Here is a 19,087-nt window from a genome sequence, read left to right as displayed (position 1 = left end):
GCGGCGGCAACACGTCCGCACATCAGGGACGCCCCCTAGGGCTCCTCCCCCGCCATCACCTTGCGGGCGAAGTCCTCCGCGGCGGCGAACGTCTTGGTGTAACGGGTCAGGCGTTCGGAGCGGTAGTCGTCCGTCGCCGGGTCGTGGTCCTCGTCCTCTCCCGGGAGGTACTTGAAGAGGTCGACGTGCGCGAGGAACGCGGCCAGTTCGGGGCGGCTCGTCCTGATCCGCTCGTCGAGCTGGTCGCGGGGGAAGCCGCAGGAGACGCGGGAGCCGTGGTAAGCGTCGATCACGCCGAGGTAGAGCGCATCCAGGTTCGGGAACGACTCGGGGTCCACGACCTCGGCCGGCAGCGGTGTGATGTGCCGGCGGCGGTGCGCCGTCCAGACGTCCTGCTCCAGGTCCAGTTCGAGGAGTCGTTGTGCCGCACGGGATCCGGCCAGGTCGACCAGGCCGTCGTCGCCGATGACGTTCTCGTGCAGGTTCAGCTCCCACAGCTGCGGCAGCACCGCCCAGTCGACGAGCGCACGCGCGCCGTCGGATCCAATGTTGTTGTGCGCCAAAGAGAGGCTCTCCAGCTGCGGAGCGTTCGGCGGCAGCGACTCCGGGTCGCCGAACGCGCAGTCGTCCAGCTTCAGCGTCTGGAGCGTGCGCCACGCGGGTGCGTCCGGCAGCGACGGCAGGTCGCCCAGCGGGTTGCCCGACACGTCCAGGAACTCGAGCGGCAGCTCCAGCAACGGTCGCAGGCCGGCCGGCGTGAGACCCGTGGCCGAGAGATCCAGCCGTTTCAACCCCTTGTGCAGCGCCACGGCCTGCGCGCCGGCGTCGCCGATCGGCTGCGGCCGCCCGTGGCTGTAGTGCGGCGAACCACTCCCGCAGCCGAGATCGAGGTCTTCGAGCGCGGGCATGCGTGCGAGAACCTTGCGCACGCCGTCCGGGCCGAAGTAGTTCCCGCGCAGGCTGAGGTGCCGCAGTTTCGGGTACTCGGCGGTGAACGCGTCCGCGAGCCGGTCGGTGGCGACGAGGCTGCCCAGCACGAGCTTCTCGATGATCGCGGGATCGGTGCCGGCGAGCACGCGGGCGATCACGTCGTCGCCGCCGGGCAGTGCCACCAGGGACAGTTCGGTGAGCTGCCCGAGCACGCTTGCCCCGACCAGGCCGCGCGCACCGCCCCTGTCCATGTCCGATCCGTGCACGGTGAGGCTGCGCAGGTTCGTGAGTTCCGCTCGGGAGAAGAACTCCTCGGACGCGGTCTCGTCGGCCTCGTTCGCGTGCTTGCCGCAGCGGAACCCGATCTCTAGCCGGTCCAGTGCGGAGAGTGCCTCGAACCCGGCCAGCTCACGGGCTTCGTCGACGCTCCGCACGAGCACGGTCACGGACGTCAGATCCGGCACGGAACCGTTGCGCAGCAGGTGGATCAGGTCGGCGGCGAGCAGTCCGGCGTGCTTCAAGCGGGTCGGCCGGTCGATGCGCACCGGCGGGATGTCGAAGCCCCACAGGCTCTCCCGCACCCGCACGACCGTCAGCGACTCCAGCCGGGTGGCCGTCTCGCTCGCCGCGAACCGGGCCATCGGGGCCGCGTCGAACTCCCACAGGCCGGCGAACTCCACCGAACGCAGGTGCTCCCAGTGGTCCGCGGTCTCCGCGAACGCCGCCACCTGGTTGTGGCCGTACGGGGCGAGCTTCAAGTCGGTGACCGCACGCACCTCGGCACAGGTCCGCGGATCGGGCAGCACCAGCTCGCGCATCCCCTCGCGGCCACCGCGGCCGAGGTCGAGCGAACGGACGAGCGGCCACACCCGCTTGGTGAAGCCGGATTCCAGTGCGGCGATCCAGGAGTACGGCGCCTGCCTGGTCTCGTCGGGCCAGGTGGCGAGCTGTTCTCCGCACCACGCAACGAGATCCTCGTCGGTTCTCCCCAGAGCGGCACAAAGCGCGCGGAACGCCAACGTCGTCGGCGTTCCGCGCAGCGCTCTCGCTATTTCCTCGTTCACCCGCCCGAACCTACTGCGGCAACTGCTCGCCCGTCTGCTCCTTGACCATGTACTCGGCGTACCAGTCGGGCCAGTTCTCGTCGTACTCGCCGCCGTTGCGCTTCTCGTGCTCGCCGTGGGCCACCGCGGCCCTGCGCAACGCCGCGGACAGGTCGGTGATCGAGCCGTACGCGGTGTCGTCGGCGTCGACGCGGCCGGGCAGGCGGGTCGTGACCTCCTGCAGGATCCACGTGTTGCCGTCCGGGTCGGCGAGCTCGGCGCGGGTGAAGTAGCTGCGGCGCTCGGGGTCCGCGCCCTCGACGGGGCCGTCGGGGCCGCCGTGGAAGAGCGGGCCGACCTTGACACCCGCCGCGAGCAGGGCCTCGTGCGTCTCCACGATGTCGGAGACGATCAGGAAGTGCCTGCCTGAACCGGGTTCAGCGGTCGTGACGCCCTCGCCGAAGTGGATGGAGGCGTTGGAGCCGTGGGGGGTGAACTGCACGACCCACGGCGGGGTGACGTCCTGACGCCAGCCGAGGCGGGAGTAGAACTCCTTGGCGCGCTCCACATCGGTGACGGGAATGACGGTGACCTCGAGCTTCATGTCGATCTCGGTCAGGTTCTTCACTTCGCTACTTCCTTTGCCAGGTCGCGGAGCGCGTTGAGGAACGCCTCCGAAAAGGTGGGGAACGGCTGGATGACGTCGAGCAGCACGGACAGCGGAACCTTCGCGCGGATCGCGACCGTGGCCTGCTGCAGCCACTCGCCCGCTTCAGGGCCGACGGCGTAAGCGCCGGTGAGGACCTCGCCGTCGGACACGAGGGTCAGGAATCCGGGTTTCGTGGCGTATTCACGGGTGTAGGTGGCCGTGCGGGCGACACCGGACAGGTGGGCGGTCGCGGTGTACTTCCCTTCCGCCGCACCGACCGCGGCGACCTCGGGCGAGGTGAACACGACGCGGGGAACGGCGCTGTAGTCGACCTCGGCCGGTGTGCCGAGGATGTTCGCGGCGGCGACGCGGCCCTGGTACTTGCCGACGTGGGTCAGGTTCCACTGGCCCGTGACGTCGCCGACCGCCCAGATTCCGTCCGCCACGTTCATCCGCCCGTCGGTGGCGAGGCCGCGCAGGTTCGCCTCGACTCCAACGGTTTCGAGTCCGATGCCGTCGACCCGCGGGCGGCGGCCGGTGGCGACGAGGAGCTTGTCGCCGCGCAGCCGGGTGCCGTCCGGGAGGTCGAGCACGTACTCGCCGTTCTCGAACCGGGCCGCGGTGGCGTGCACGCCGAGGTGCAGCTCGACGCCGTCCGCGGCCAGTGCCTCGGTGAGCGCCCGGCCGGCCGCCTCCGGTTCGCGGGGCAGCAGCCGGTCGGAGCCCTCGACCAGGGCGACCTCGGAGCCGAGGCTCTTGAACGCCTGCGCCATCTCGACGCCCACCGGTCCGCCGCCCAGGACCAGCAGCCGGCGCGGGATCTCCTGGACGCCGGTGGCCTCGCGGTTCGTCCACACGTCCAGGTCGGCCAGGCCCGGGATCGGCGGGAGGAACGGTGCCGATCCGGTGGCGATGACGATGTGGTCGGCCGTGTAGGTCTGGTCGCCGACCTCGACCGTCCGCGGCCCGGCGATCCTGCCGTGGCCGCGCAGCACGTCGATCCCGGCGCCCTCGGCCCACTTCTCGCCGCCCGCGTCGTTGTAGGACGAGACCATGAAGTCACGCCATGCCAGCACGGCCTTCACGTCGATCTCGCCGGTGACCGCCTCACGGGCGCCGGGGACCTCGCGTGCCGCCGCCACGGCCTCGCCGGCACGCAGCAGGGTCTTCGACGGGATGCACGCCCAGAACGAGCACTCGCCGCCGAGCAGTTCGCGCTCGACCACCGCCACGCTCAGCCCGCCCTCGGCGACGGCCGCGGCGAAGTGCTCGCCGGGTGACCCGCCGCCGAGGACGATCACGTCGTAGTGCGAGGTCATCACACACGTCCGGGAAGGCGCGTCGTGACCTCCTGCAGCACCCAGCCGTTGCCGTCCGGGTCGCTGAACGAGGCGAACGAGCCGTAGCTGGTGCGGGCGGGGTCCGGTCCGGTGACCCGGCCGGTGGTGCCGGCGTGGTGGAAGACCCCGGTCTTGTCGTGGAAGATCTCGCTGACCTGCACGCCGCGGGCGGCCAGGTCGGTGCGGGCGGCCTCGATGTCGTCGACGATCAGGTGCATGCCCTCGGCGCTGCCCGGCTCCGCGGCCGAGACGCCGGTGCCGAAGATGACCGAGGCGGGCGAGCCGGGCGGGGTGAACTGGACCAGGCGGTAGCCCTCGTCGTCGGCGAACTCGGCGTCGAAGCGCCAGCCCAGCGTCTTGTAGAAGTGCACGGCCCGGTCTACGTCGCTGACCGGGATGACGGTGACCTCGAACTTGTAGTCCATCGGAGTCCCTCTCGTTTCGGTGATGACATGAGACTGCTCCCGCCAGGGGTGCCTTCGAACCCGTGGAACACCCTGGTGACTCCCTGGCCCGTACGCTCGGACCCGTGTCGGACGAAGGTCTGCTGGGCAGGCGCACGGAGGGCGAGACGCTGGACCGGCTGCTCACGCAGGCGCGGTCCGGTGCAGGTCAGGTGCTGGTGCTGCGGGGTGAGGCCGGGATCGGCAAGACCGCGCTGCTCGACCGGGTGTCGGCGCGGGCCGCCGGGTTCCGGGTCACGCGGGCGGCGGGCGTCGAGTCCGAGAGCGCGTTCCCGTACGCGGGGCTGCACCAGCTGTGCGTGCCGTTCCTCGACCGGCTCGACAAGCTGCCCCCGCCCCAGCGCGAGGCGCTCGGCACCGCGTTCGGGATGGCCTCCGGGCCGCGGCCGACGCGGTTCATGGTCGGCCTCGCGGTGCTGACGCTGCTCGCCGAGGTCGCCGACGAGCAGCCCCTGGTGTGCCTGGTCGACGACGCGCAGTGGCTCGACTCGATGTCGTCGGCGGTGCTGGGGTTCGTCGCCCGCCGGCTGCTCGCCGAACGGATCGCGCTGGTCTTCGTGCTGCGCGAGGGCAACGACTACCTCGACGGGCTGCCGGAGCTGTTCGTGCGCGGCCTGGACGACGTCGACGCCCGCGCGTTGCTGGAGTCGGTGCTCAGGGGGCCGGTGGACGGCCGGGTGCGCGACCGGATCGTCGCCGAGGCGCGCGGCAACCCGCTGGCGCTGCTGGAGCTGCCGCGCGCGTGGACGACCGCCGAACTGGCCGACGGGCTCGACGCCGGGCCGCTGACCAGCCGGATCGAGGACGCGTTCGTCCGGCAGATCGCGCCGCTGCCCGCCGACACGCGGCTGCTGATGCTGACCGCCGCCGCCGAACCGCTCGGTGACGCGACCCTGCTGTGGCAGGCGGCCGGGCTGCTCGGGCTGGGCGCAGACCCCGCCGCCGCGGCACTGGGCACCGGGCTGATCGAGTTCGGCGCGCGCGTCCAGTTCCGGCACCCGCTGGTGCGGTCAGCCGTGTACCGGTCGGCGTCCACTGTGGACCGCATGCGGGTGCACCGGGCGCTGGCCGACGTGACCGACCCGGCGATCGACCCGGACCGCCGCGCCTGGCACCGGGCCCAGGGCACCGCAGCGCCGGACGAGGAGGTCGCGGCGGACCTGGAGAACTCGGCCGGTCGCGCGCAGGCCCGTGGTGGGCTGCTGGCCGCCGCCGCGTTCCTCGAACAGGCAGCGGTGCTGACCCCGGAACCGGGTCGTCGCGCGTCCCGTGAGCTGGCGGCGGCGCGGGCCAAACGGGACGCGGGCGCGCTGGAGGCGTCGTTGCGGCTGCTCTCCGCGGTCGAGGCAGGACCGCCGGACGAGCACCGCGGCGCCCTGGTCGAACACCTGCGCGGGCACATCGCGTTCGACCAGCGCCGGGTCTCCGACGCCGCCCCGCTGCTGTTCAGCGCGGCAGGCCGGCTCGCCCCGTTCGACGCCGACCTGGCCCGCGAGACCCACCTGGAGGCGCTCTCGGCCGCGATCTGGGCCGGTGCGCCGCTCGCCGACGCCGCCCGCACCACTCCCCCGCCGCGCACCCCGGCCTCCGCGCTGGACCTGGTGCTCGACGCCCTCACGACCCGCATCACCGCGGGCTACCCGGCGGCCGTCGCACCCATGACGCGGGCGCTGGACGAACTGCGCGGCTTGAAGGTCGGCGCCGACGACATCAGCCGCGTGCCGTGGCTGTTCGGCAACCGCGCGGGCGGGATCATCGCGAGTGAGCTGTGGGACTTCGACACGCGCAGGGCGTTCGCCCAGCAGCAGGTCCGCCTCTCCCGCGACGCCGGCGCGCTCGTGCAGCTGCAGTTCGCGCTGAACTTCCTGGCGGACAACGAGCTCATGGCGGGCGAACCCGCCGCGGCGCAGGCGTTGATCGAGGAGGACCAGCGCATCTCGGAGGTCACCGGCACCCCGCCGGTCGGCTACGCGGTGCTGCTGCGCGCTGCCTACCGCGGCGAGGCCACGTCCACCGCACGGGAGGAAGCGCTGGCGGCGGGCCAGGGACGGCTGGCCGTGATCGCCGACTGGACCGCCGCGATCCTCCACAACGGACTGGGACGGCACGACCTCGCCCGTGACGCCGCACTGCGGGTCTTCGGCTCCGACGCCCTGGTCTACAGCTGCCTGATCACGTCCGAACTGGCGGAGGCCGCCTCCCGCACCGGCGACACGGCACTCGTCGCCGAGGCCCTGGAGCGGTCGGAGCCGTGGGCCGACACGCAGTGGTCGCTGGGGATCAAGGCCCGCCTGCGCGCGCTGAACGGCGACTCCGCCGCGTTCGCCGAGTCGATCGCCTGCCTGGAACGCACGGCGTTGCGTCCCGAACTGGGCCGCGCTCACCTGCTCTACGGCGAGTGGCTGCGCCGCGAGGGCCAACGGGTCGAGGCCCGCGAACACCTGCGCACCGCGCACGAGACGCTGACGGCGTGCGGCATGCCGGCGTTCGCCGACCGGGCGTGGCGCGAGCTGCAGGCGACCGGGGAGACGGCCCGCAAGCGCACCGCCGAACCCACCGACGAGCTGACCGCGCAGGAGTACCAGATCGCCCGGCTGGCGCGGGAGGGCTACTCGAACCCGGAGATCGGCACGCGGCTGTTCATCAGCCCGCGGACCGTGGAATGGCACCTGCGCAAGGTGTTCGGCAAGGTCGGGGTCACGTCGCGGCGGCAGTTGCGGGACGCGAAGTTCTGAGAGCGGGACCGACGCGGCCACCGCTCTGAAGCGATGACCGCGTCCCTGCCGGAAGCTCAGTTCCCGGCGGCCAGCCACTGCTGAAGGCTGGTCGGCTGCAGCTGTGCACCGTCGTTCGGCACGAGCTGCTTGCCGGTCAGGAACGTGCCGAAGTACTTGGCCTGCGGGTCACCGACGACCTCGCGCGAGTCGCCGCGCTGCGTCAGCACCGTGCGCACCCAACCGTCCATTGTGAACTCCTCGGGCCCGCCGATCTCCAGCACGCCGTTCACCGGCTCGGTGGCGGCGGTCCGTGCGACCACCGCGGCCACGTCGGAGGCCGCGATCGGCTGGACGCCACCGTGCGGGAGGTGCACAGCGCCGTCCACCTCGGCGGAGTTCGCGATGGCACCCGCGAACTCGAAGAACTGGGTGGCGCGGATGATCGAGTACGTGAGGCCCGACTCCCTGATGAGCTTCTCCTGCGCCACCTTCGCGCGCAGGTAGCCGGACTCGGGCAGCTCGTCCGTGCCGACGATCGACAGCGCGACGTAGTGGCCGACGCCCGCCTCGGCGGCGGCCTTGGTCAGGTTCGTCGTGGCCGTGGTGAAGAAGTTCATGACGTCGTCGTCGGCGAACGACGGCGAGTTCGACACGTCCACCAGCACGTCGGCGCCCTTGAGCACCTCCTCGACGCCCTCTCCGGTCAGCGTGTTCACACCGCTGTTCGGGGACGCGGGCACGGCGTCGTGGCCGTGCTCACCGAGCCGCTTCACGACCTGGCTGCCGATCAAACCCGTACCGCCGATGACAACGATCCTCATGGGTCCCATCCCTCTCGTGTTCGGGTGTTCACGAGCTAAGACAGGACAGCCCTCGAAGTTGTGACAGCCCTACTGGAACGCGGCCAGCTTCTCCGGGTTGACCAGCCACAACACCTGGTCGATGCCTTCCGAGGACGCCGAGACCGTGATCACCGCGTAGGTGCCGGAGTCCTTGCGCAGCCGGATGGCGGTGAGCCCGTTCGCCTCCACGAACGACGCCTCGGCGCCGGCCCAGAACGACGGCGCCCAGCCCGAGATGATCTTCGCCAGGGAGGCCGCGCCGAACAGCGGGCGACCGGCCGCGCGGATGGCGCCGTTGCTGTCGGAGTAGCTCACGACGTCCTGCGCGAACAGCTTCTCCAGCGCCGCCAGGTCACCGGCCTGCGCCGCCGCGACGAACGCCTCCAGCAGCTTGCGCTGGTCCGCGCGCTCGACCGGCGCACGCCGTTCGTCCGCGAGGTGCTTGCGGGCCCTGCTCACCAGCTGCCGCGTCGCGACCTCGCTGGTCTGCACGATCTCGGCGATCTCGCGGTACGGGTAGTCGAACGCCTCGCGCAGCACGTACGCGGCGCGTTCGGTCGGGGTCAGCTTCTCCAGCAGCATCAGCACGGCGAGCTCCAGCACGGCACCCTGCTCGGCACCGACCTGCGGGTCGGCGGAGGTGTCGACGGGCTCGGGCAGCCACGGCCCCACGTAGGTCTCGCGGCGGGCGCGGGCGGTCTGCGACTCGTTGATCGCGAGCCGGGTGATCGCGGTGGCCAGGTACGCCTCGGGGTTGCGCACGGCGGCGCGGTCCGCGAGCTGCCAGCGCAACCACACCTCCTGCACCAGGTCCTCGGCGTCGGCCACGCTGCCGGTCATGCGGTACGCGATGCCGAACAGCCTCGGGCGGGCCGCCGCGAACACCGACTCGGCCTCGTCGAGCTGCTGGGTCATCAGCCACCCCTCTCCTCACGGCAACCGTAGCGCCGATCGGAGAGGGGCGTGATGTGGTGCCCCACACGGGCTAGGAGCAGGTCCAGCGCAGTGGTCCGTACTCGCTCGCGTGGCTGAACAGGCTGTCGTCGTCGCCAGAGACGAACGTCTCGGTGACGGACGTGACACCGTCGGGGTAGGGCAGTTCACCCAGGAAGGCCGTGTCCCGCCAGACCGACTCGTGACCGACCATTGTGGACCGTTCCCCGGTGATCAGCCCGCCCGCGTTGATGGAGAACGCCGTGCCGGCGTCGTCGATCTCGCGGGCGTTGCCGTCGCGGTCCCACAGCAGCGCCTGCGACTCGGGCCACACGCCGTTGAACTCGTAGCCGATCACCTTGCCGCCCCGGATCGCCTCGAGGTACGCGTACTTGCCCTTGGCCTCCAGCGGCGTCACCTTGCCGTTGCGCCACAGGGCGCCCGCCTTGGCGCCACTGCCGTCGCCGCGGAGCAACACCGTGCCGTCGTCGTCCAGGTCCTTCGGCGTGCCGGCGGCGGGGTCGATGATCTGCGGCGCGACGGCGATCGTGGACCACAGGATCCCGACCCGCACACCGTCCGAGATCCGTTCGCCGTAGCCGAGCACGTCACCGCGTTCGTTGAGGGCGGTGGCGCCGGAGACCCGGTACCCCGCAGGGGAGGTGAGCTGGGTGATCACGCCCGACGCCGAGTACAGCAGGACCTCCCAGCGGCTCTCCGCGACGTTGCGGCCGTCGACCAGCACCGTGCCCGCCGAGTTCTGGCCGGCCATCTGCAACCACTGCAGGTACTTCAGTTCCTGGACCACCCGCGGCTGCCCGCCGGTCCAGATCACCAGGTCGTTGGTGTTCGCACCCGGCCGCGACGCCGTGCCCGCGTAGTTGCCGTGGCTGTCGGTGCCCCTCACGTAGGTGGAACGCGCGTCATACCCATCAGGTGTCGTCACCTTGGACGCGGCCCAGTCGCACGAGGCCGCCGTCGCCGCCACCGGTGCCGCCAAGGTGGTGAACGCCAGGCCCATCGCAGCGATGATCGCAAGTCTGCGCATGTTGATTCTCCCCCGAATCAGCTGAAGACATGACGATCACGCGGGACCGCTGCCACCGGTTGCCTCGCATCACCCGATTGGACCAGGGCAGACTGATCGCAAGTCTGCGCATGTTGATTCTCCCCCGAATCAGCTGAAGACATGACGATCACGCGGGACCGCTGCCACCGGTTGCCTCGCATCACCCGATTGGACCAGGGCAGACTGATCACGTGACCACCGAACGCCCCAGCCCTCCGCTGCAGGCCGGCGAACGCGAGACCCTGCGCGCGTTCCTCGACTTCCACCGCGCCACCCTCGCGATGAAGTGCGACGGCCTGTCCGACGATGACCTGCGCCGCCGCTCGATGCCCCCGTCCACGCTGACGCTGCTCGGCCTCGTCCGGCACATGGCCGAAGTGGAGCGCACCTGGTTCCGCAAGGTCATCAACGGCGAGGACATCCCTCTGGTGTGGTCGGACGCGGGCGACTACCAGGCCGCCTACGACGCCTCGGGTTCGACGAGGTCCGAGGCGTTCGAGGCGTGGCAGGCCGAGGTCGCGCACGCGCGCCGGATCGAGCGCGAGGCCGAGTCGCTGGACGTGACGGGCTACCAGCCGCGCTGGGAGGAGCACGTGTCGCTGCGGCTCGTGATGAACCACCTCTGCCACGAGTACGCACGGCACAACGGCCACGCGGACTTCCTGCGCGAGGGCATCGACGGCGTCACCGGGGCGTGAGCCGCGCCGCCTCCACGACGGCCGGCGAGCGCATTTCCCGTTGCAGCGCCAGAAGATCGGCCAGCTCGTCGTCCAAAGTAGACGCCGAAGACCACGCCGAGGTCTCCACCGGGTGCAGCGCCTGCGGCGCGGTCAGGCCGATCCGCAGCACGCACGCGTCCAGTGCGAGCGGATCGGTGACACCGGCCTCCTCCAGGTTCATCGCGGCGAACGCGCGGGTGTCCGGGGAGACGCGGCCGGACAGCTCCAGCTGGGCGTCCCGGATCTCGACGGCCCGCCGGTACAGCCGCAGTTCCAGCGACCCGACGAACCAGCGCGGCGGATCACCCAGCACCACGGACGGCACGGCCGCGACCAGCTCCGTCCACAACGGACCGAGCCGCCGGTACCCGCGCACCCTGCGCAGCCACCGAGCCGTGTCCAGCGAGACCTGGATCGAGCCGCTCAGCACGACGAGCAGCATGCCCAGGTACAGCGCCATCTCCGTGAACCGGCCGTAGGTCTCGTACCGGGTGCCCTGCGCGACCCAGCCCAGCCCGTACCAGATCACGTACCAGTACCGGCAGCACGAGTAGACGAACAGCGCGAGACAACCCAGCCACAGCAGGAAGAGCGTCACCCGCAACGCCCCGCGCGCCTGCCGCCACAACGGGATCAGCAGCACGGCCCCGGCGGCGACGCCCGCGCACATGCACGTGATGTACACGAGGTGGTAGATCATCGTCGCGGGGTGGGTCGGGTGCCAGTAGGCGAAGTCCGGCTGGTCCAGGCCGCGCGGGACGATCACGAACATCGCGGTCATCAGCACCGCGGCCGCGGCGAGCACGTACCGGCCGATCCGCACGATCCCGGAGTTCGCGCCCAGCAACCCGAAGCTCAGCATGAGACCGACACCCGCGAGACCGGTCAGGTGCCCGATCATGATCGCCAGGTCGGGCACGCCGGTGACCTGGTCGAACGCGTACCTGACCTGACGGACGACGATCGTGGCCGAGAGCGCGAAGCACAGGAACGCCAGCGCCACCACGCGGCCGTGCGACGACCGCCGGGCCAGGCACAGGCGGAAGACCGCGAAACCCCAGACGACCACGAGCATCCCGAACACCACGACCGGGAGCTCCAGCGACGGGAACCTGCTCACCGCTCAGGGCCGAAGACGTCGGCGAACGCGCCGAGCGCCCCGACCGGCCGGGGTGCGGGCGCGGTCCAGCCCGCGCGTTCGCGGATCAGCGCGGCGACCATCTCCGCCTCCTGCTCCTCTGGCGTCGAGTAGCGGGTGCGCATCAGCACGCGCCGGACCATCGCCGGGTCGAGGTTGCCGAGCAACGCGGAGAGCCCGCTGCCGGCGTCGCCGAGCGAGTGGTCGCAGAGCATGTGGCCGATCTCGTGCAGGATGATGTTCTGCTGGTGGAACGCGCTCGCGCCGCGGGCGTGGAAGATGTGGTCGGCCTTGCCCGTGGACACCCACAGCCCGCACGGCAGATCCGCGGCTCCCGTGTAGGGCAACGGATGCAGGTACAGCGGACGCTTGCGGCCGGCGGACACCCGCTCGCAGAGCGCCTCGATCGAGAACGGTTTCGGCACCTCGAACCCGGCGAGCCTGTCCCGGGACCGGCGCTGGAGCGACCGCCAGCCCTTCACAGTTCGTCCGCGGGAGGCAGGCCCTCGATCGTCCTGGCGTGCTGGATCATGCCGAGCACGGCCTTGATGCTCGCCGACGACAAACCGTTGGCCCGCAACGCAAGCGAACGGACGTCGCTGTCGCGCAACGCGGCCAGCAGCTCCAGCTGGTCCTCGATGCCGCTGGTGTCCTCGTCGAGGAAGTACGACGTGGGCACGCCGAAGAAGTGCGCGAGCCCTTCCAGGTGGCGCTTCGTGGGGTTGTCGCGCAGGCCTTTGCGCAGCTGCCAGACATAGGTGTGCGAGATCGAGATCCCGTTCTCGCGGATCGCGGCGGCCACCTCTTCGTAGGTGTACTCCCGCTGGCCGCCTGGGCGCACCGCCTTGAAAAGCCGATCCAGCCGTCCGGCCAGCGAGGCCGGCTGCTCCCCCTGGGCTACCACCCGCCCATCCTAGTCGACCTCGGTGCCGGCCTGACCGGCCGCCGCCGGGGGCAGATCGGCCTTCGCCAGGCTGATCCCCCGGTCCGGCACCACGCCGAAGTGCGTGATCTGCCGCCCCGACCCCAGCTCCGTGATCCAGTTCGCCGCCGTCCGGAACCGCCCGTACGGCAGGTCCATCAGGTGGTAGCCGCGCGTCACGGCCTTCGCGGGCAGGCTCGTCAGCGGTACGCCCAGCGGGTTCGCGACCGCCTGCCAGCCACCGAGGTCGACGACGAACCCCAGGTCCTTGTGCTTGTACTCGCGGGCGGTGCCGTGCCCGAGCGACGCCGCGATGTTGATCGCCGCGGTGCGCCCCTGCCGTTCGGCGTGCTGGGCGGTCATGGCGGTGATCTCCCCCGGCCGCACCAGGTCCGGCACGGCGGCCGCGTCCCCGGCGGCCCACACGTCCTCGCAGACCTTCAGGTACGTGTCGGTGTCGATGCGGCCGTTGGTCGCGGGCTTGTTCAACGTGCTGACGAGCGGATCAGGCCGCACGCCGACACACCACACCACGGTCCGTGTCTGGATCTCGCTGCCGTCGGAGAGCCGCGCGCACGTGGCGGTCATCTCCTTGAGACTGGTCTCCAGCTTGACCTCGGCACCGCGCTTGAGCAGCACTTTCTCGGTCGGTTTGGACAGCCGCGGGTCCAGGCCGGGCAGGACGCGCGGTGCGACGTCGACGAGGATCCACCTCGGCGGGACGTCGCGGAGCCCTGGCAGATGACGCCACGCGTCCTGCGTCAGCAGCTGTGTCTGCGCGAGCACCTCGGTGCCCGTGTAGCCGGCACCCACCACCACGAACGTGCACCGCGCACGGCGTTCCTCGGGATCGTCGGACTGATCGGCGAGTTCGAGCTGCCGCAGCACGTGGTCGCGCAGGTGGATGGCCTCGGCGACGGTACGGAAGCCCTTCGCGTGCTCGGCGACGCCGGGGATCGAGAGCAGGCGCGTGACGCTGCCGGACGTGATCAGCAGCCGGTCGTACGGCATCGAGTTCGCACGGCCCTCGACGTCGGTCACCCGCACGCACTTCTTCGCGAGGTCGATGCCCGTAGCCGCGCCCAGGACGAGCCTGGTGCGCTTGAGGGTGTTCCGCAGCGGCACGGCGACCCGGCGCGGGTCGAGCACACCGCCGGCGACCTCGGGCAGCAGCGGGATGTAGAGCATGTAGTCGGCGGGGTTGATCGCGACCAGTTCGGCCGCGTCCTCGGGCAGCTTGCGTTCCAGCTTGCGCAGACAGTGGAATCCGGCGAACCCGGTGCCGATCACCAGGACCCTCGGCCGAGCGGACATGCGTCCTCCTCGAGTTGCCGCCACAAAGGCACGGTCAGTAGAAGCCTTCGCGCCGCGCCGAGCTCTTGTGGCCCAGGTCGGCACTGATCCGTTCCGCGGCGTCGAGCAGCAGCGGCACCACCTCGCCGCGGATCTCCTGCACAGATGATCGCCCCACGGAGGTGGAGGACGCGAGTGCGGCGACCACCTCGCCGGTGCGGTCGCGGACGGGGGCGGACACCGAGAGCAGCCCGATCTCCAGCTCCTCCGCGACGATCGACCACCCGTCCGAGCGAACCTGCCGCAGACTCGCGCGGAACGCGTCGGCGTCGGTGATCGTGTGCCTGGTCAGCGCGGGCAGTCCGGCCGCGACGATCTCCTCGGTCACCGCGTCCGGCGCCCAGGCGAGGAGGACCCGGCCCATCGACGTCGCGAAAGCCGGGATGCGGGTGCCGACCGACACGTTGATGCTCATGATCCGCCGCACGGGCACGCGCGCGACGTAGACGGCGTCCCGTCCGTCGAGCTCCGCCAGCGACGCCGACTCACCGGTCTTCGCCGACAGCTCCAGCAGGTGCGGCTGCGCGATCTCGATCATCGCGTGCGACGCCGAGTAGTGCTGCCCGATGCTGAGCACCCGTGGCGTCAGCGTCCACCGGGTGCCCTCGTTGCGCACGTACCCCAGCCGTTGCAGCGTCAGGAGGATCCGGCGCACGGCAGGGCGCGAGAGGTTCGTCGCGGCGGCGAGCTCGGCCAGGTTCGGGCTGACCCGTTCCTCGTCGAACGCGAGCAGCACAGCGAACCCGCGCTCGATGCTCTGGATGAAGTCGCGCTCGTCCGGACCGCTGGTCATCGCCCCATCTTTCCGCACCGCCACCCGTTGACACGGCCGCAACGTCGGTGCACCCTCATGTAACCGCAGCGCGTACAGATTGTACGCATAGCGTACAGGAGGAGCGGGAGATGACTCTGGATCACCGCGCAATCCGCACCGGGTTCGGCAGGTTCGCCACCGGGGTCACCGTCGTGACCTGCCGCAACGACGACGGGGAGCCGCACGGCGCGACCGTCAACGCCTTCACCGCCGTCTCGCTCGAACCGGCGCTGTGCCAGGTCACGCTGACCCGCAAGGCCAAGGCCTGCCGGTTCCTCGACGCCAAGCCGTTCGCCGTCAACGTCCTCGCCGCCGACCAGCTCGACGCGGCCTGGACCTTCGCGGGCCGCCCCCAGGGCCCCGCGCCCCGCTGGGCCGACGGGCCGACCGCCCCCGTCCTGCTCGGCAACGCCGCGACCATCTCGTGCCTGCCCTGGCGCACGTACGACGGCGGCGACCACCTGATCGTCATCGGGGAGGTCGCGCACCTCGACACCAGCGACGCCGATCCGTTGCTGTTCTTCGGTGGCGCGTTCCGCGAGATCGCCGGACGCACCGCGGACCACTGGATGAGCTCGGTCGACTGCCCGGACATCGGGTGGTTCGGCGCGGACTTCACCTCACTGCGAACCACTTCAACGCTGAAGGGTTAGGGATGACCACGCAGCAGCAGCAACGCACCACCCGGCCGATGACCGGCGAGGAGTACATCGAGTCCATTCGGGACGGACGCGAGGTCTTCCTCGGCGGAGAGAAGGTCGGTGACGTCACCACGCACCCGGCGTTCCGCAACTCCGTCCGCATGACCGCCCGGTTGTACGACGCGCTGCACGACCCGGACAAGCAGGCCGTGCTGACCGCGCCGACCGACACCGGCAGCAGCGGCTTCACGCACCCGTTCTTCCGCACGCCCCGCAGCAGCGCCGACCTCTACGCCGACCGCGCCGCCATCGCCGAGTGGGCGCGCATGACCTACGGCTGGATGGGCCGCAGCCCCGACTACAAGGCCGCGTTCCTCGGGACCCTGGGCGCCAACGCCGACTTCTACAACCCGTTCGCGGACAACGCGCGGCGCTGGTACCAGGAGTCGCAGGAGAAGGTCCTGTACTGGAACCACGCGATCATCAACCCGCCGGTGGACCGCGACCGCAACCCCGACGAGGTCAGCGACGTGTTCATGCACGTCGAGGAGGAGCGCGACGACGGCCTGATCGTGTCCGGCGCGAAGGTCGTGGCGACCGGTTCGGCGATCACGAACTACAACTTCATCGCGCACTACGGCCTCCCGATCAAGAAGCGCGAGTTCGCGCTGGTGTGCACGGTGCCGATGGGTGCGCCGGGCATGAAGCTGATCTGCCGCAACTCCTACTCCGCCAACGTGGACAAGACCACCGGGCCGTTCGACTACCCGCTGTCGTCGCGGTTCGACGAGAACGACACGATCTTCGTGCTGGACCGCGTGAAGATCCCGTGGGAGAACGTCTTCATCTACGGCGACGCGGAGAAGGCCAGCACCTTCTTCCCCGGATCCGGCTTCCTGCACCGCTTCACGTTCCACGGCGTCACGCGGCTGTCGGTCAAGCTCGACTTCATCGCCGGGCTGCTGCTGAAGGGCGTGGAAGCCACCGGCGTCAAGGACTTCCGCGGCATCCAGACCCGTGTCGGCGAGGTCATCGGGTGGCGCAACCTGTTCCACGCGCTGTCCGAGGCGATGTGCGCCCGTCCCGACGAGTGGGTCGACGGCGCGGTGCTGCCACACCTGGACTTCGGGCTGGCCTACCGGTGGTTCATGACCGTCGGCTACCCGCGGATCCGCGAGATCATCATGCAGGACATGGGTTCCGCGCTGATCTACCTGCCGTCGTCCGCGAAGGACTTCCAGTCCGAGGAGACGCGGCCGTACCTCGACAAGTACGTGCGCGGGTCGAACGGCATGGACGCCGTCGAGCGCGTGAAGCTGATGAAGCTGATCTGGGACTCGATCGGCAGCGAGTTCGGCGGCCGGCACGAGCTGTACGAGCGCAACTACTCCGGCAACCACGAGGGTGTGCGCGCCGAGATGCTGTTCGCCGCGCAGCAGTCCGGCATGGCTGATTCCATGAAGGGCTTCGCCGAGCAGTGCATGGCCGAGTACGACCTGAACGGCTGGACCGTTCCCGACCTCTTCAACCCCGGCGCGACCTCCCTGAACGGAAGGTGAGATGTCCCGATGACCGCAGTCCACTCCCCCACCGCAGCTGACTCCGGCGCTTCCGCCAGCGCCAACTTCCGCTCCACAGCGCGTTCTTCTGTCGACGTCTCCCCTGAGCGGGTGTCCACTGTGGTCACCGCCGTCCTGCAGGGCGTGCACGAGGCCATTCGCGCCCACGACGTCACCTATGCCGAGTTCCAGGCCGCGAAGCAGTGGCTGATGGACCTCGGCGAGGGCGGCGAGTGGCCGTTGTTCCTGGACGTGTTCGTGGAGCACGTCGTCGAGGAGGTCGCCGCCCGCACGCAGGACGGCACCAAGGGCAGCATCCTCGGGCCGTACTACCTGCCGGACCAGGTGGTGCTGCCCTCCGTCGCGACGCTGCCGATGCGTGCCGACGAGCAGGGCGCGCCCCTGGTGTTCTCCGGGCGGGTGGCCGACCTCGCGGGGCAGCCGCTGGCCGGCGCCGAGCTCGACATCTGGCACGCCGACTCCGAGGGCTACTACTCGGGCTTCGCGCCGGACATCCCCGCCGCCAACCTGCGCGCGGTCGTGGTGACCGACGCCGAGGGCCGGTTCGAGATCTCCACCGTGCAGCCGGCGCCGTACCAGATCCCGACCGACGGGCCGACCGGACGGCTGATCGACGCGGCAGGCTGGCACCCGTGGCGGCCCGCGCACCTGCACCTCATCGTGCGGGCTCCCGGGCATCGGCCGATCACGACGCAGCTCTACTTCGCCGGTGGTGAGTACGTCGACAGCGACGTCGCCGAGGCCGTGAAGCCCGAACTCGTGCTCACCCCGGCCGACCAGCGCGTCTCGTACGACTTCGTGCTCGAGCCCGCATGAACGACCTGGTGATCGACGGCGTGGACACCGTCCTGCTCGACGTCCCGCTCGTCCGGCCGCACCGCTTCGCCCGCACCGGGATGGACGCGCAGCCCGTGCTGCTCGTCCACCTCCGGACCGCGGGCGGGGTGGTCGGCCTCGGCGAGGGTGTCGTGCCGGGCGGGCCGTGGTGGGGCGGTGAGTCGGTCGAGACCATGAAGGTGGTCATCGACCAGTACATCGCCCCGCTGCTGCTGGGCCGTCGAGTCGACGACATCGCGGGCATCACGCAGGCTGTGAACGACGTGGTGAACGCCAACCTCTACGCCAAAGCCGCTGTGGAGGTCGCGCTGCACGACGCGTGGGCGCGGTCGTTGGGCGTTCCGGTGCACACGTTGCTCGGCGGGCTCGCGCGCACGTCGATCCCGGTGACGTGGGCGCTGGGCACCGAACCCGCCGCCGTCGTCATCGAGGAGGCGATGGCCAGGCTCGACGCCGGGCACCGCAGCTTCAAGCTCAAGATGGGCGCGCAGGACCCGGCCGACGACGTGCGCCGGGTGTGCGCGATCGCGGAGAAGCTGCAAGGGGTCGCGGGTGTGCGCGTGGACCTGAACGCGCGCTGGGACCGGCTGACCTCGTTGCGGTACCTGCCCGCACTGGCCGCCGCGGGGGTCGAGCTGGTCGAGCAGCCCGTGCCGGGCGCCGAGGTCGAGTGGCTCGCGGAGATCAACCGTTCCCTGCCGATCCCGGTGATGGCGGACGAGTCGCTGCGCACGCCGTCGGACGCGTTGCGGCTGGCCGGTCTGCGGGCGGCGGACGTGTTCTCGCTGAAGACCACGAAGTCCGGCGGACTGCGCGCCACCGCGGCCATCGCTTCGATCGCGGCCGCGGCGGGTATTCCCTGTCACGGCGGCACCTCGATCGAGAGCCCGGTCGGCACGGCGGCGTCGCTGCATCTCGCGTGCGCCTCACCGGCGGTCACGTGGGGCAGCGAGCTGTTCGGGCCGTTGCTCATGCGCGAGGAGCTGCTGGCCACGCCGCTGCGCTACGACGGCGGCGACCTGCACCTGCCCGCCGGACCGGGGCTCGGCATCGAGCTGGACCCCGCGGCCGTCGCGGCCTTCACCAGGAGGTGACC

The 19,087-nt window shown here is 70.8% G+C and carries 18 protein-coding genes; 6 read left to right on the top strand and 12 right to left on the bottom strand.

Going from position 1 to position 19,087, the window contains the following annotated elements:
- Nucleotides 1-35: 35 nt before the first annotated feature.
- The 4 genes from ACSHWB_RS30860 to ACSHWB_RS30845 are packed head-to-tail and all read right to left on the bottom strand — an operon-like array spanning nt 36 to nt 4,387.
- Nucleotides 36-1,994, bottom strand: coding sequence for a hypothetical protein (locus tag ACSHWB_RS30860; RefSeq protein ID WP_439656788.1), 1,959 nt, complete (start codon nt 1,992-1,994; stop codon nt 36-38).
- Between the two features lie 10 nt (nt 1,995-2,004).
- Complete coding sequence (locus ACSHWB_RS30855) at nt 2,005-2,601, bottom strand: VOC family protein (RefSeq protein WP_439656787.1); 597 nt, start codon at nt 2,599-2,601, stop codon at nt 2,005-2,007.
- Nucleotides 2,598-3,941, bottom strand: a complete 1,344-nt coding sequence (locus tag ACSHWB_RS30850) for a dihydrolipoyl dehydrogenase family protein (RefSeq protein WP_439656786.1) — start codon at nt 3,939-3,941, stop codon at nt 2,598-2,600. Before ACSHWB_RS30850 ends, ACSHWB_RS30855 begins: the two co-directional genes overlap by 4 nt.
- On the bottom strand, nt 3,941-4,387 hold the full coding sequence (locus tag ACSHWB_RS30845) for a VOC family protein (protein WP_439656785.1): 447 nt from the start codon (nt 4,385-4,387) through the stop codon (nt 3,941-3,943). Before ACSHWB_RS30845 ends, ACSHWB_RS30850 begins: the two co-directional genes overlap by 1 nt.
- A gap of 104 nt (nt 4,388-4,491) precedes the next feature.
- Between ACSHWB_RS30845 and ACSHWB_RS30840 the strand changes: the two genes are divergently transcribed.
- Nucleotides 4,492-7,161 (top strand): helix-turn-helix transcriptional regulator, encoded by a 2,670-nt coding sequence (locus tag ACSHWB_RS30840; protein ID WP_439656784.1) that lies wholly within the window; start codon nt 4,492-4,494, stop codon nt 7,159-7,161.
- 56 nt (nt 7,162-7,217) lie between these two features.
- Here ACSHWB_RS30840 and ACSHWB_RS30835 read toward each other — a convergent pair whose 3' ends face one another.
- The 3 genes from ACSHWB_RS30835 to ACSHWB_RS30825 form a co-directional block, all read right to left on the bottom strand.
- Complete coding sequence (locus ACSHWB_RS30835) at nt 7,218-7,964, bottom strand: SDR family oxidoreductase (protein WP_439656783.1); 747 nt, start codon at nt 7,962-7,964, stop codon at nt 7,218-7,220.
- A 69-nt stretch (nt 7,965-8,033) separates the two neighbouring features.
- Entirely contained in the window at nt 8,034-8,900 is an 867-nt protein-coding gene (locus ACSHWB_RS30830) for an RNA polymerase sigma-70 factor (RefSeq protein ID WP_439656782.1), read from the bottom strand.
- A gap of 70 nt (nt 8,901-8,970) precedes the next feature.
- Nucleotides 8,971-9,966 carry a hypothetical protein gene (locus ACSHWB_RS30825; protein WP_439656781.1) on the bottom strand — a complete coding sequence of 332 codons (996 nt, stop codon included), beginning with the start codon at nt 9,964-9,966 and terminating at the stop codon, nt 8,971-8,973.
- A gap of 212 nt (nt 9,967-10,178) precedes the next feature.
- On the opposite strand from ACSHWB_RS30825, the gene ACSHWB_RS30820 reads away from it, so the two are divergent.
- Nucleotides 10,179-10,685 carry a DinB family protein gene (locus ACSHWB_RS30820; RefSeq protein WP_439656780.1) on the top strand — a complete coding sequence of 169 codons (507 nt, stop codon included), beginning with the start codon at nt 10,179-10,181 and terminating at the stop codon, nt 10,683-10,685.
- Here the strand turns inward: ACSHWB_RS30820 and ACSHWB_RS30815 are convergent.
- Genes ACSHWB_RS30815 through ACSHWB_RS30795 form a run of 5 tightly spaced genes read right to left on the bottom strand, consistent with a single transcriptional unit; the run spans nt 10,672 to nt 14,912 of the window.
- Nucleotides 10,672-11,826, bottom strand: coding sequence for an MAB_1171c family putative transporter (locus ACSHWB_RS30815; RefSeq protein WP_439656779.1), 1,155 nt, complete (start codon nt 11,824-11,826; stop codon nt 10,672-10,674). The genes ACSHWB_RS30820 and ACSHWB_RS30815 overlap by 14 nt on opposite strands.
- On the bottom strand, nt 11,823-12,326 hold the full coding sequence (locus ACSHWB_RS30810) for a hypothetical protein (protein WP_439656778.1): 504 nt from the start codon (nt 12,324-12,326) through the stop codon (nt 11,823-11,825). Before ACSHWB_RS30810 ends, ACSHWB_RS30815 begins: the two co-directional genes overlap by 4 nt.
- Entirely contained in the window at nt 12,323-12,748 is a 426-nt protein-coding gene (locus tag ACSHWB_RS30805) for an XRE family transcriptional regulator (RefSeq protein WP_439656777.1), read from the bottom strand. The genes ACSHWB_RS30810 and ACSHWB_RS30805 overlap by 4 nt, the downstream gene beginning before the upstream one ends.
- Nucleotides 12,749-12,757: 9 nt before the next feature.
- Nucleotides 12,758-14,080: an NAD(P)/FAD-dependent oxidoreductase gene (locus tag ACSHWB_RS30800; RefSeq protein WP_439656776.1), complete on the bottom strand. Its 1,323-nt coding sequence runs from the start codon at nt 14,078-14,080 to the stop codon at nt 12,758-12,760.
- A 34-nt stretch (nt 14,081-14,114) separates the two neighbouring features.
- The gene (locus ACSHWB_RS30795) at nt 14,115-14,912 is read right to left on the bottom strand and encodes an IclR family transcriptional regulator domain-containing protein (RefSeq protein WP_439656775.1); all 798 of its coding nucleotides are present in this window, start codon (nt 14,910-14,912) and stop codon (nt 14,115-14,117) included.
- 110 nt (nt 14,913-15,022) lie between these two features.
- Between ACSHWB_RS30795 and ACSHWB_RS30790 the strand changes: the two genes are divergently transcribed.
- The 4 genes from ACSHWB_RS30790 to ACSHWB_RS30775 are packed head-to-tail and all read left to right on the top strand — an operon-like array spanning nt 15,023 to nt 19,085.
- Nucleotides 15,023-15,586 (top strand): flavin reductase family protein, encoded by a 564-nt coding sequence (locus ACSHWB_RS30790; RefSeq protein WP_439656774.1) that lies wholly within the window; start codon nt 15,023-15,025, stop codon nt 15,584-15,586.
- A gap of 2 nt (nt 15,587-15,588) precedes the next feature.
- Complete coding sequence (locus tag ACSHWB_RS30785; protein ID WP_439656773.1) at nt 15,589-17,133, top strand: 4-hydroxyphenylacetate 3-hydroxylase family protein; 1,545 nt, start codon at nt 15,589-15,591, stop codon at nt 17,131-17,133.
- A 9-nt stretch (nt 17,134-17,142) separates the two neighbouring features.
- Nucleotides 17,143-17,970, top strand: a complete 828-nt coding sequence (catA, locus tag ACSHWB_RS30780; protein ID WP_439656772.1) for a catechol 1,2-dioxygenase — start codon at nt 17,143-17,145, stop codon at nt 17,968-17,970.
- Nucleotides 17,967-19,085, top strand: coding sequence for a muconate/chloromuconate family cycloisomerase (locus tag ACSHWB_RS30775; RefSeq protein ID WP_439656771.1), 1,119 nt, complete (start codon nt 17,967-17,969; stop codon nt 19,083-19,085). The genes catA and ACSHWB_RS30775 overlap by 4 nt, the downstream gene beginning before the upstream one ends.
- Nucleotides 19,086-19,087 lie beyond the last annotated feature (2 nt).

Origin of the sequence: Lentzea sp. HUAS TT2, from assembly GCF_051853195.1 — a bacterium.
Classification (GTDB): Bacteria; Actinomycetota; Actinomycetes; order Mycobacteriales; family Pseudonocardiaceae; genus Lentzea.
The sequence above is the reverse complement of the archived record's forward strand: the minus strand, read 5'-3'. Positions and strand labels throughout refer to the sequence as shown.

Excerpts from the sequence above, each read along its gene's own strand:
- ACSHWB_RS30850 (WP_439656786.1), bottom strand. The coding sequence starts at position 3,941 with ATGACCTCGCACTACGACGTGATCGTCCTCGGCGGCGGGTCACCCGGC.
- ACSHWB_RS30845 (WP_439656785.1), bottom strand. The coding sequence starts at position 4,387 with ATGGACTACAAGTTCGAGGTCACCGTCATCCCGGTCAGCGACGTAGAC.
- ACSHWB_RS30835 (WP_439656783.1), bottom strand. The coding sequence starts at position 7,964 with ATGAGGATCGTTGTCATCGGCGGTACGGGTTTGATCGGCAGCCAGGTC.
- ACSHWB_RS30830 (WP_439656782.1), bottom strand. The coding sequence starts at position 8,900 with ATGACCCAGCAGCTCGACGAGGCCGAGTCGGTGTTCGCGGCGGCCCGC.
- ACSHWB_RS30825 (WP_439656781.1), bottom strand. The coding sequence starts at position 9,966 with ATGCGCAGACTTGCGATCATCGCTGCGATGGGCCTGGCGTTCACCACC.
- ACSHWB_RS30800 (WP_439656776.1), bottom strand. The coding sequence starts at position 14,080 with ATGTCCGCTCGGCCGAGGGTCCTGGTGATCGGCACCGGGTTCGCCGGA.
- ACSHWB_RS30795 (WP_439656775.1), bottom strand. The coding sequence starts at position 14,912 with ATGACCAGCGGTCCGGACGAGCGCGACTTCATCCAGAGCATCGAGCGC.
- ACSHWB_RS30790 (WP_439656774.1), top strand. The coding sequence starts at position 15,023 with ATGACTCTGGATCACCGCGCAATCCGCACCGGGTTCGGCAGGTTCGCC.
- ACSHWB_RS30785 (WP_439656773.1), top strand. The coding sequence starts at position 15,589 with ATGACCACGCAGCAGCAGCAACGCACCACCCGGCCGATGACCGGCGAG.
- catA (WP_439656772.1), top strand. The coding sequence starts at position 17,143 with ATGACCGCAGTCCACTCCCCCACCGCAGCTGACTCCGGCGCTTCCGCC.
- ACSHWB_RS30775 (WP_439656771.1), top strand. The coding sequence starts at position 17,967 with ATGAACGACCTGGTGATCGACGGCGTGGACACCGTCCTGCTCGACGTC.